General features: G+C 48.2%; 11 protein-coding genes. 4 read left to right on the top strand and 7 right to left on the bottom strand.

Features of this window, described 5'->3' with window-relative positions:
• The 3 genes from B2U90_RS00830 to B2U90_RS00820 form a co-directional block, all read left to right on the top strand.
• Positions 1-384 (top strand): energy transducer TonB (locus B2U90_RS00830; RefSeq protein ID WP_292016849.1); only part of this gene is annotated, 384 nt, incomplete at its 5' end.
• Between the two features lie 219 nt (positions 385-603).
• Positions 604-1,071, top strand: a complete 468-nt coding sequence (locus tag B2U90_RS00825) for a GAF domain-containing protein (protein ID WP_113855273.1) — start codon at positions 604-606, stop codon at positions 1,069-1,071.
• Between the two features lie 88 nt (positions 1,072-1,159).
• Positions 1,160-2,014, top strand: a complete 855-nt coding sequence (locus tag B2U90_RS00820; RefSeq protein ID WP_059076144.1) for a fumarylacetoacetate hydrolase family protein — start codon at positions 1,160-1,162, stop codon at positions 2,012-2,014.
• 71 nt (positions 2,015-2,085) lie between these two features.
• Here B2U90_RS00820 and B2U90_RS00815 read toward each other — a convergent pair whose 3' ends face one another.
• Positions 2,086-2,520, bottom strand: coding sequence for a SoxR reducing system RseC family protein (locus B2U90_RS00815; RefSeq protein WP_059076145.1), 435 nt, complete (start codon positions 2,518-2,520; stop codon positions 2,086-2,088).
• Positions 2,521-2,704: 184 nt separating this feature from the next.
• Between B2U90_RS00815 and B2U90_RS00810 the strand changes: the two genes are divergently transcribed.
• On the top strand, positions 2,705-3,100 hold the full coding sequence (locus B2U90_RS00810; protein WP_113855272.1) for a VOC family protein: 396 nt from the start codon (positions 2,705-2,707) through the stop codon (positions 3,098-3,100).
• A gap of 238 nt (positions 3,101-3,338) precedes the next feature.
• On the opposite strand, the gene B2U90_RS00805 is transcribed toward B2U90_RS00810, so the two are convergent.
• From B2U90_RS00805 to B2U90_RS00780, 6 genes are all read right to left on the bottom strand, one after another.
• Positions 3,339-4,514, bottom strand: coding sequence for an MFS transporter (locus tag B2U90_RS00805; RefSeq protein WP_292016848.1), 1,176 nt, complete (start codon positions 4,512-4,514; stop codon positions 3,339-3,341).
• 11 nt (positions 4,515-4,525) lie between these two features.
• Positions 4,526-6,919 carry an AAA family ATPase gene (locus tag B2U90_RS00800; protein ID WP_059076148.1) on the bottom strand — a complete coding sequence of 798 codons (2,394 nt, stop codon included), beginning with the start codon at positions 6,917-6,919 and terminating at the stop codon, positions 4,526-4,528.
• Positions 6,920-7,088: 169 nt separating this feature from the next.
• Positions 7,089-8,033 carry a glycosyltransferase family 2 protein gene (locus tag B2U90_RS00795; protein WP_292016847.1) on the bottom strand — a complete coding sequence of 315 codons (945 nt, stop codon included), beginning with the start codon at positions 8,031-8,033 and terminating at the stop codon, positions 7,089-7,091.
• The gene (locus B2U90_RS00790; protein WP_113855269.1) at positions 8,030-9,706 is read right to left on the bottom strand and encodes a glycosyltransferase family 39 protein; all 1,677 of its coding nucleotides are present in this window, start codon (positions 9,704-9,706) and stop codon (positions 8,030-8,032) included. Before B2U90_RS00790 ends, B2U90_RS00795 begins: the two co-directional genes overlap by 4 nt.
• A 220-nt stretch (positions 9,707-9,926) precedes the next feature.
• Positions 9,927-11,228: an MFS transporter gene (locus tag B2U90_RS00785; protein ID WP_059076151.1), complete on the bottom strand. Its 1,302-nt coding sequence runs from the start codon at positions 11,226-11,228 to the stop codon at positions 9,927-9,929.
• A 237-nt stretch (positions 11,229-11,465) separates the two neighbouring features.
• A partial coding sequence (locus B2U90_RS00780; RefSeq protein WP_292016846.1) for a 4-hydroxyphenylacetate 3-hydroxylase C-terminal domain-containing protein occupies positions 11,466-11,700 on the bottom strand: 235 nt, incomplete at its 5' end.

The following is an 11,700-nucleotide window of genomic DNA, read 5'->3' as shown; positions in this document are numbered from 1 at the left end:
AGCGGTAACGGTGCTGGTGAAGGTGATGGAAGCGGTAACGGAACTGGCGGAGGTTTAGGAGCCGGTTTCATTGATAATGGCGACGGATCGTATACCGCTCCCGACGCCTCCGGCATCGACTATCAGATTCTGCAGGATGCCCGGGCCGTCTATCCCGATGAAGCCCGATCCATCGGATATGCCAAAACCGTATCTGTCACCGCACATATATTGGTCGGCCTGGATGGCTCTGTCGAATCAGTTTCGATTCTCTCTAACCCACCCAACCTGGGCTTCCGAGAAGCGGCTGAATCGGCACTATGGCAAATGCGTTTTTCTCCTATGACCTATGAAGGTCATCCCGTCAAAGTACCATTTGAAAAAACAATTTACTTCCAGCCATGATGCCGCTCTCTCCATGACGGAATACATGAGTTCCACGGTCTGTCGGAATCATAGCACCAATAACAAAAGGACTGCCTTCACAGGGCAGTCTTTTTGTTATCTGATTCTGTAGTTATTTTCTGACTTTTCCCGGAAAAGGATGCAGAATCAGCGCTACCTGTAGTATAATAAGGTCTGAACTAATTCACTCAATTTTTTATAATAAGGGAGTACAATACCATGATAAATTTCGAATTGATGAATAAACAGCTGCGGGCACTGGCAGAAGCCGATGCATCCTGGCTTCCTGTTTTTGCCAACGCGTCTGCCCTGCTCTGGGACTGCTTCCCTTCCATCAATTGGGCAGGTTTTTATATCGTAAATCAGGGCAGTCTGCTTCTGGGGCCGTTTCAGGGAAAAGTCGCCTGCATCCGCATCCCTATCGGCAAGGGCGTTTGTGGTACGGCCGTATTGGAAGATGCTACCCAGCGGATTGACAATGTTCATCTTTTTCCAGGTCATATCGCCTGTGATAGCGCTTCCAATTCAGAACTCGTCATCCCTATCCACCATGACGGCAAAGTCGTAGCTCTTCTCGATATGGACAGTCCCATCTACAATCGCTTTTCAGAAAATGATCAGAAGGAACTCGAATCATTTGTCCGGGCACTGGAAGAAATTACAGAATTCTCACCCATTTCTTTCTGACAAAGTATTTATTTCTATATTTCTTATATTTAATATGCTATAATGGAATGAACTAGTATTCTAGAAAGCCAGAGGAGGGGATTCATTTATGAAACTATTTAATTTCTACAAAGGCACCGAAATCCATCTCGGCGTCATGGACGAAAACGGCACGGCCCGCGACGCTACTGCTGGTGGATACCCGGCTATTCCAGCCACAATGCAATCTGCCATAGATGGGACGTATACCCTGGACGCCATTCGTACAGCTGCCGGAAACGGACCGGTTGTCGATACAGATACGGTACGCTTTGCCCCGGCCGTACTCAATCCCGAAAAAATTCTCTGCATCGGCCTCAATTACGCGGCTCATGCCAAAGAATCCAAGCTGCCTATTCCCGACTATCCTACGCTGTTCAGCAAGTTCAATAATGCATTGAATGCCCACAAGGAAAATATCGTCCTGCCTGACACGGCGTATAAATACGATTATGAAGTCGAACTGGTCATCGTCATCGGGAAAACAGCCCACATGGTACGTAAAGAAGATGCCCTCGATTATGTTTTCGGCTATACCATCGGAAACGATTTCTCTGCCCGTGATCTGCAGATGCGTACCCCCCAGTGGCTTATCGGCAAAACCTTTGACGGCTTTGCTCCTCTGGGACCATACATCGTACCCGCATCAGAAGCAGATCCGGCTCATTTCCAGGTCCAGAGCTTTGTCAATGGACAGCCGCGTCAGGACTCCAATACAAATGACCTGATTTTCGACTGTGCCACTATCGTCAGTTACCTCTCCCAATATATGACACTGAAACCGGGAGACGTCATTTTCACCGGTACGCCTTCAGGAGTCATCCTCGGATATCCGGAAGACAAGCAAGTCTGGCTGAAAGCCGGCGATACGGTCACCGTAAAAATCGACGGCATCGGCGAACTGACCAATACCCTGACAAAATAACCGTTTTACCCGGTTCACTCATATACGTTATTAGTAAACGAGCCTGCCATCAATACGGCAGGCTCGTTCTTCTATGCTGTTACGGATTCATTATCATCTTCTCCATCCTCCAGGATGGCCGTAATGGAAGCTTTTGTATCAATCACCTTTCCCAACCGGTTGTCATAGTATTTGACTCCGGCAACGCCAAACGCCAGGCCGATAACGGCGCCGGCAATCCCCCACATAGTCTCTGTTCCCAGACCATATCCGGCCAGCGCACCAGCGGCCGCCAGGAGAAGGGGCATGATAAAGCAAATAAACGAGCTCATGGCCAGGTGGGAATCATCTACTTCGTAACGGACGCGGTCTCCTTCCCGGGCTCCCAGCCCATTATAAGCCATAATCATGACATGTTCGGCTCCGGCACAGGCACTGCAAGCTACATACAGGAAATCCCGGCTTACTTTTACTTTTGCCAGACCGTTTTCCTTGATTTCTTCAATCGTACCTTCACCTATACGCATAAGGATTCCTCCTTTATCATATATTAATTAATAATCATTATTCATTGTATACGTTATAGCATGGGACCACCTAAAAGGCAATGCCCCGGAATGATCGTTTTTTATTTTCCTTCTGATCTGGCAGTAACAATCAGACAATTCCTATGATACAATAAGTATATATCATTAATCAGGGGGTCTTAGCATGAGTTTAATCAAAGGAATCCACCATGCTGCATTAAAATGTGCCAATTTAGAAAAATTCCAGGAAACCGTTCATTTTTACCGGGATGTCCTCGGCCTTCCGGTCCTGCGCCGTTGGGGTAATGAAGAAAAAGCAGGTATTATGTTTGATACGGGGGACGGCCTCATCGAAATCTTTGCCAGCGGAAGTGCCAGCTGCACAACCGGGTCGGTCAATCACTTTGCTCTGGCAACAGATGATACCGATGCCTGCATCGCCGCTGTACGTCAAGCAGGTTATACCATTGCTGTGGAGCCTAAAGATATCACTATCGCTTCCCAGCCGCCCTTTCCAGCCCGCATCGCCTTTGCTATCGGTCCCTGCGGTGAAGAAATCGAATTTTTCCAGGAAAAATAATCTTTTATATATTCGGACATGCAACAGACGGGCCTGCCATATTTTGACAGGTCCGTCTTCTATTTTGCATCCTATGCTATACATGGAATAAACGGCGATTAATGATGATGGGAAATGGTCGATACGCCTTTGACGGCTTCTTTTTTGGCAGAAACGGCTACTGCAGCACCATCACCGCATTTCATCTGGCGCATACGGGAAAGAATACTGTGCCGGTATCCATATCAGGCATTTGTTATCAGGCAGCTCCATGATTTGCCGGCTCAGGCAACAGGAATGAACAGGCTGCGGCCCCTATCGTGCATGCCGTAATGATTTCCATTGCTGCTATCAGTCCATATATATCAGCAAACCATCCCAGGACGGGAACGAGCATGCCTCCAATACTGAAAGCCAGCCCCATGGTAACGCCCGATGCAAATCCGATGCTGCGTGCCAGGTAGCGCTGTCCCAGGACGACATAAGCCGAATAGGCACCGCTCACGCAGAAACTGAGTGGCAGCAGCAGAGCATAGACCATCCAGATTTGTGTAGAAATCGTGACCAGTATCATGAGAGGTACAAACAGGATACAACACAGGCGGAGTGTCCATACACAGCCATACCGGTCAGCCAGATTGCCACCCCAGAGCGTCATGACGATACCAGAAAGAGAAAGAACCGACAGGACCAGACTTCCTACCGCTTCCGATGCTCCCAGCATATTGATACAGAACAGGGGCAAAAAACTAAATAGCGACGAGACGGCAATGGCCCGGAATATGATGACGACCGTAAGCTTGGAAAACTGTCGCCAGTCATTTTTTCCTGTGACAGTACTATCTGGAACGGTTTCCCGGGAAGTCAGAAAAGGAGACACAAGCTGTGCAGCCTGCCGGAGCGATGGAAGAGTCCGTACGAAAAGCAATGACATAATAGCCGCAATGCCGGCAAAAACGACCATGCCATGCATGCCAAACGAAATGATAACCCCGACGACCAGGAGCGGCCCTACGCCAAATCCCCCGTTGCCACCAACAGAAAAAATTCCCATCGCTTTGCCTTCGTTCCTTCCGGAAACGGCATGAACCAGACGGGCTGCCTCGGGATGAAACATAGAACCTCCGACCCCCATGAGTGCAACGACGGTAAAAATAGCCCAGTAATCTGAAAAAAATCCCGTCAGGGAAAAACAGGCTCCCGACAAAAAGACGCCCGCTACCAGAAACCATGATTGGGACAACTTATCGGACAGGTAACCAAAGACAGGCTGAATGACCGATGACAAAAAGGACGAGGCAAACATAAGCCCACCGACGGCGGCATAATCGAGATCGTAATACAGTACGAGGAACGGCAACAGGGCTGGCAGCGCTCCTCCGCTTAAGTCAGTACAAAAATGGCCAAGCGAAAGCAGATACAAATATCGTTTCATCGTAAGTCTCCTCAATCATAAAATACACTGCGCAGAACATGTCCCCAATGCCGCACTTTATCAGGCTTGTCCGGCCAGTATTCTAAAAGAAGTGGCATGATTTCATAATCGACGATTTCCATGAGCCATTCTTCAGTATATTCCGTCTGACCACAGAAATACCCATGACCGATGCAAAAGCCCCGTCCCAGCCGGGGATCCTCGGAAATCTCTGCATTGAGTTTTTTTATGCGGGTAATCAAGGCCGTAAATGTATCACTATCGAGCTTCTTCATATACTCTTGAAATCCATCAGAATCAAATTCGGGAATCAGTTCAAAAAATCCAAAGCGGCGGCGCAGGATATAATCGCGGATGGAAACCGTATCCGCCATATTCATCATACCGATGATATATATATTTTTCGGTACAGAAAAAGGCATTCCGTTGCAGGAAAGGGTTACAGATGTACCGCGGTATGGTTTTTCAATGAGCATCAGTAATTCGCCAAAAATTTTGCTGATATTCCCCCGGTTGATATCGTCGATAATGAAGAAAAAAGGTTTGTTTGGCATGTTGGCGGCCCGCTGGCAGAACCGGTAAAAAATGCCGTACCGGAACACATAGCCTGTATCCTGAGGTTTATACCCTGCCACAAAGTCGTCGTACCCAAAGCTTTCATGAAAATGGACAAATTCAATGCGGCTGTCATCCCGTTCTCTCATCATCGCATAAGCAATGCGCCGTGCTGTGTAGGTCTTACCCACGCCGGGGGCCCCCTGCAGAATAATATTTTGTTTATGCTTCAAAAGAGAAATCAGAGTAGCAAAATGGCCACGGCTCATATAGACTTCCCGGATAAAATCATCATGGGTATAAGGCTTAACCACCCGTTGGTGATCCACCGGGTTTTCATCACGGATAAGATCCATGATAGACGTATACTCACTTCGGGTCAATTTAAATAAATTTCCCTGGGGATTTTCAAAATATTCCATCCGCCGGAGCTCTGGCACAGCCTGCACTGCCGTATATCCAATAGGATGTACCAGACCTTCCACTTTTTCCAGATAGATATTTTCACCGTCGCTTTCTTTGACAATTTTTCCAATAGCTACAATCTGGCGCACCGGCGATGATTCATAACAAATAAGGAAGTCCCCGCTTCGTGCAGCCAGGAAATTTTCAAAAACGCGCCGCTTATTGCCGTTTTCATTATACAGGGAAAAGCTGCGCGGTTCCCCTATGCCCATAGAAGAAAAGCTCCACAACACGGGGTTGACACTAAACCACCAGGCCGCATGCCTTCCTTCAGGAAGAGATACATGCGCATATAAATTTACCCGCGACAAATCGACCTGTTGCAGGGCCTCTGCCAGTTCATCCCGCAATTTCCAGATATATCCGCCATCGGCATTGTGTTCATCTATCTTTCCCACGTATAAAATCGGCCACCATTTGGCGCTTTCGTCTTCTGTAGTCAGGACGTTGCAATCCGTTTTTTCCGCTACCCGTTTTGCCAGGGAAACAGAACAGAAATTATAAAAATTTTTAGGCTCACCATATTTATTGGCCAACTGCCGGCATGTTGCCATTCCTCCAAAATCGAGGAACCGCCGCATCACTTCCAGGCTGCTTTCCGTAAATACGGCATCATCCTGCAATAAAGCGACCCAGTCCTGAACAGACAATTCCGGGCTGTACCCAATGGGCAGCCAGTCCGGATCGCCACTGCCGATGCCTTTTTTCGAATAAATACGACTGATATACATGCAAAGGTCGACGGTCAGCGTATGGCACGAGGTGTCAGCCCAGCAGTTGTCATGGCGCTGCGCCCTGTACACCGTCTGCAGTTCGCTGTCTTGTTGAATGGCATCACAGATTTCATCAAAAAGGCCATAGGCACCGATGAGATTTCCTGCATGAGCACCGCGGTGAGGCATAAATGAACTATGAAGTTCTTTCGCTACGACACGGCAATCGGAATAATTGTACAGGTAATACCGGTCGGGATAACGGAGCCACAAATACGTACTGATGGCGTTCAATTTCTGATAATGCTGCTTCCAGATGCCTTCCCCATATTCCCGCCGGATATGTTCGGCATCTTCCCGGAACCGTTCTACGCGGACCGCCAGGTCCTTTTTTTCGTCAAAAAGATTAGAAAACATAGCCTTGGTCGCATCCCGGTTGACGGCCGCAAAGCCACGCATAACCCCGCGGGGATAATAATTAACCGACGTAAGCAAATCCTTTGTCCGGGCCGTAGCAGCCGTAAACATTTCTTCAAAATCCCGGGCCGTAAAGTCCCATGCCGTCTGAAAACAGCGCACAGCTTCCCACTTATACTTTTCCAACGGCCAGCGCTGGGGAAAATCCCTTTTATATTCAGTCAGAATGTCCTTCAACTTATCTCTATCGATCATGGCGGTCCCCTTCTTTCTCGTCTGCCAGGGCGGACTTGGATACATACTAGTTGTATTGTACCATGTTTGCCGCGGAAAATAAAAGAAACCGCCCGTGAGGCGGTTTTGTAGTGACCCCCAAAAGTTAGACCTAAAAATCTAACGAATGGGGGTCAGTTCATTTCACTTCCTATGATTTCTCTTTTCTTTTTACGCCTCTTTCCTCTGCTATATAAGGCGGGCGGCCCTTGCTTTCATTATAAATACGGCCGATATATTCCCCCATAATTCCCATGAACATGAGTTGTACGCCGCCGATAAACAAGATGACCGAAATAAGGGACGGATACCCGGCTACATCACCGCCGTATACGAGTGTACGTACGACGATGAAACACATATATAAAGCCGCCAGAAAGGCCAGCAGACAGCCTGCAAAAGAAGCCCCCCGCAATGGGGCCGTCGTAAAACTGGTAATGCCATCTACCGCGAGGTTAAAAAGCTGCCAGTAGTTCCATTTCGTTTTGCCCGCGGCCCGGGGCGGACGATCAAAGAGAATTTCTTTCTTTTCAAAACCGATCCAGCTGAAAAGCCCTTTGGTATAGCGCTGACATTCCCGCAGACTGCACAAAGCCTGGACGCAGCGGCGGTCCAGAAGGCGGAAGTCGCCCACATCCTGCTGAACGGGAACGGACGTCAGTTTTTTCAACAATTTATAATATACGTGGCTCGACCATTTTTTGAAAAATGTTTCTCCTTCCCGGCAGCGACGGCGGGCTGAGACATCACGGTATCCTTTTTCCCACCAGGCAATCATTTCCGGCAGAAGTTCCGGCGGATCCTGTAAATCAGCATCCATGATGACCAGGGCATCGCCATCAGCATAATCCATACCAGCCAGCATAGCCGCTTCCTTTCCAAAGTTACGGGATAGAGAAATATAAGAAACGCGGGCGTCTTTTTCATAAAGCTCCCGGATAATCGATATTGTACGATCGCGGCTGCCGTCGTTGACAAAGATAAAAGTGAACTGGTAATTTTCTATCTGTTCCAGAACCGAGCTGGTCCGTTCATAAAACTGGTGGAGTACTGCTTCTTCATTGTAGCAGGGTACGAGAATGTCTATACGCTTCATGGCAATACGCCCTCTTTCAACGGCCGGTTAATCAATACGGTATAATCCTCTTCTTCCATACGCTGGTATATATTCCCGTCAAGGACACTCAGTGCCTCTTCAAGGTATTTCGGCTGTACTACGACAATGACCGGCTGGCTGCTATGCCAGACATCATACAGTTCCTTACTGCCATAATACATCCCCGTACGATCCGTATGGTGAATGCCGAACTCCAGTTCACCCATAAAATTGGCAGCCGCCACGGGCCGGTCCAGATAATATACCAGCCCCGGAATGAAAGAACCGTACATAATAATCGGCGTATCTTCCGACGGATGCAGAGTCTTAATATCCTGGCTGACCTGATAAGCTGACTGGTGATCATGGATCTGCCCCTGCACCTGATGGGCGCCAAGTCCGAAGCCATAGGCCATACAGCTTAGAATCAGGAAAACAGCAAAGAAACTGCGGCGCTTTTTATAAGACCAGCAGGCTGCCAGCGTACCTGCAAGAAGGGACGCGATGAGCAGGCCGCCATTTTTCAGGAAATCTGGCACAGTCAGGAAATCCGTATGCATGAGATAGGCAATCCCGCCAGCCGTAAATAACAAACAGAGCACGGAGTTTACAAAAAAGCTGTGGCATAGCCAGTCTTTTTCTCTCCGGCACCGTTCCAGTGATGCTGCCAGAAGGACCGATAACGGCAGCCAGCAGGGAAGAATATAGGTCGGCAGTTTGGAATCAGAAATGCTGTAAAAAACATAAATAAGGCCTGCCCAAAGTCCGAGGAACAAAATATCCTGCCGATGCCGCAGGGTACCCGGCCGGCGCAGGATGCCTTTTTTGCTGAAAAAAGTCAATAAAAACCCGGTCCAGGGCATCGTGCCAGCCAGCAGGACCGGCACAAAATAATACCAGGGATGAAACCGTTCATGCATCTTGGTAGCAAAGCGGAGAAAGTGTTCACGGATAAAGAAAAAGTAAAAAAAGTCAGGATTCCGCTGGCATACCATATAATACCACGGCACAGCGATGACAAGGAACAGCAGGATTCCCGGCAGATAAAACAATTTCAGGAACAGGCGGGGCCGTTTCGTACAAAGGGCATACCAAAAAATAATCCCGCAGGGAAACACGATGGCAATCAGCCCTTTGGTTAACATTCCGAACCCCATGAATGCATAAAATAGCAGCAGATATTTCTTATTTTCCGTTCTCTCAAATACATAAAAGGTGACCAGGCAGGCATCAATAAAAAAAGTCAGCGCCATGTCGAGGACACCGATGGAAGCGACGATGAGCTGCAATGCTGACGTTGCCAGAATGACGGCCGCCATAACGCCCGTACGACGGTTGTACATTACCCGGGCAAGCCAGAAGGCCAGCAGGACATTCCCCAATCCCGAAAGTGCCGGCAGGACACGTCCCGTAAATTCGCGGAAACCAAAGAGTTCCATGGAAAGAGCCGTTATCCAATACTGAAAGATTGGTTTTTCAAAATACGGCATATAGTCAAAATGAGGCGTAATGTAATCGCCGGAAAGAACCATTTCCATGGCTACCCGGTGATATCTTCCCTCATCTAATTCAATCAGATGATAGGAACCAATATGAGCCAGGTACAGGAAAACCGCAGCAAACAATAAAACAAAAAAAATCAGACGCTGATGACGCCGTATGGCACAATTCATATTCATTTCCTCCCACTGTATCCTATATAGTGACAGTATACAGCTTCTATCTAAACAAAACCTAAACAGGCCTGTAACATTTTTTATATCCCTGATTCCAAAAAAAAGCAGCTGGAACAAAACCGTCCCGCAGGTTGGTTTCGCTTAACAGCCGGCAGAGAAAAACCCTCTATCCAGTATACATGGAATAGAGGGTTTTTACTAGAGCAAAGTACGATAATCAGGAAGCAGAACCAACTTTTTTGTTCATATTGATGCCAATCGGGAAAATGCAGAGTCCGATGGCAAAGGCCATAAAGAGGATAATAGCCCAGTAATACGATCCCGTCAGTGTGACAATCATACCGACGAGAATCGGTACGATGGCGCCGCCGATATTGCCCATAAAGTTCATGGCACCGGCAACAATGCCGACATCATCTTTTTGCGAAATAGCAGCCGGCATCATCCAGAACGTCGCACCAACCCATTTTTCACAGAACATGGCAACAGACATATACACGATAGCCAGCGTCATGGATGTAGCCGTACTGAGAAGATACATGGCGATTGCCATCACGATTCCCAGACCTGCCAGGGCATACTTAACGACTTTGCTGGGGTCATATTTCATGCACATCGTATCAATCATATAGCCGCCAAAGAGGGAACCAATAACACCACAGCCAAAGATAATGAAAATAGAACCGCCAACAGCCATGAAATTGACTTTAAATACCTGGGATAAATACATAGGCCCCCATGTCATTAGACCATACCAGAAGCAGTCATAGCAGACAAATCCCAGGACCATGCCCCAGAAAGTGACACTGCGCAGATACCGTGGCAATCCCAGTGACGTTTTGCCGCCACTGGCCATCTGTTCGCTTTCGTATTCAGCTTTCAGGGCATTATCGATATATTCCCGTTCAGCCTTGTTGATCATTTTATTCGTATCCGGTGTCGTATGAACGAATTTATAACAAATGAGGACTACTACCATCGTAAAGACACCGGCCCCCATCAAGGCACCACGCCAGCCGCCAAACCAGGCAAGGAAGGCAATAATGAGTGGCCCGCCAATAGCTGTGCCGAGAGCCGATCCGGCATCGACAATAGCTGCACCACGGGTACGTTCATTCTTCGTCAGCCACACAGACTGGAGTTTGCTGCTGGCCGGATAAATCGGGGCTTCCGATGCACCGAGCAGTGCCCGTACAGCCATAAAAGCAGAACTGCTGCTCAAAAAGCCGGTGATGACCTGAAATACACCCCACAAAATCCCGGACCCCAGGATTGTCTTGCCCGGCCCCAGACGGTCCGCAATCCAGCCTGAAGGAATCTGCATCAGCGTATAGCCCCAGAAAAAGGCACTGAGAATGACCCCTACCAGAGCAGGACCAAAGTGGAGATCTGCTTCAATGGAAGGCATACAAATAGAAATAACGGCACGGTCGATATAGTTTACCGTACATAATGCCAGTAAGGAGCCGAAGACCATCCAGCGGACTTTCGTCGGCTTTTCTGATTGTAACGTAGTCATGTTACTTCACCTCTCTCATTCATCCCTATTCACTTGTTCCGATCGGAGACATACCAATATATTGGTATGCTAGTGATTTAATTATACGTCGATTATCCATAATTGTCAATCCGGTTATGCACAATTTGTATTATTGCATCCAAAATACAGATGAACAGAAAGTCCCATGACAGCCGGAGCTATCATGGGACTTTCTGTTTATACCCCTATGCGGAGCATGTTGCTATGGCTCAGAGGTTATTCTTCAATATGGGCAATCTTCTTGGCCAGTTCTTTCTTCATTTCCAGGTTCCCCTGACGGGAAATCATGATGCGCTGTGCCTGCGGGCTGCCGGCACCGTGCATGGATTCTGTCCGGTAGCCGACGGCGGCCGTGCCCAGGCAGAGGTTTTCGATGAGGCGCAGGACTTTCAGGCGGTTTTCCGTCGATACGGACGATACACCTTTGAGGTATTTATCGACATACGGCCCG

It is taken from the genome of Megasphaera sp. UBA4233 (assembly GCF_002395615.1).
In the GTDB taxonomy this organism is placed as follows: domain Bacteria; phylum Bacillota; class Negativicutes; order Veillonellales; family Megasphaeraceae; genus Megasphaera; species Megasphaera hexanoica.
This window is presented reverse-complemented; position numbering and strand designations above follow the sequence as displayed.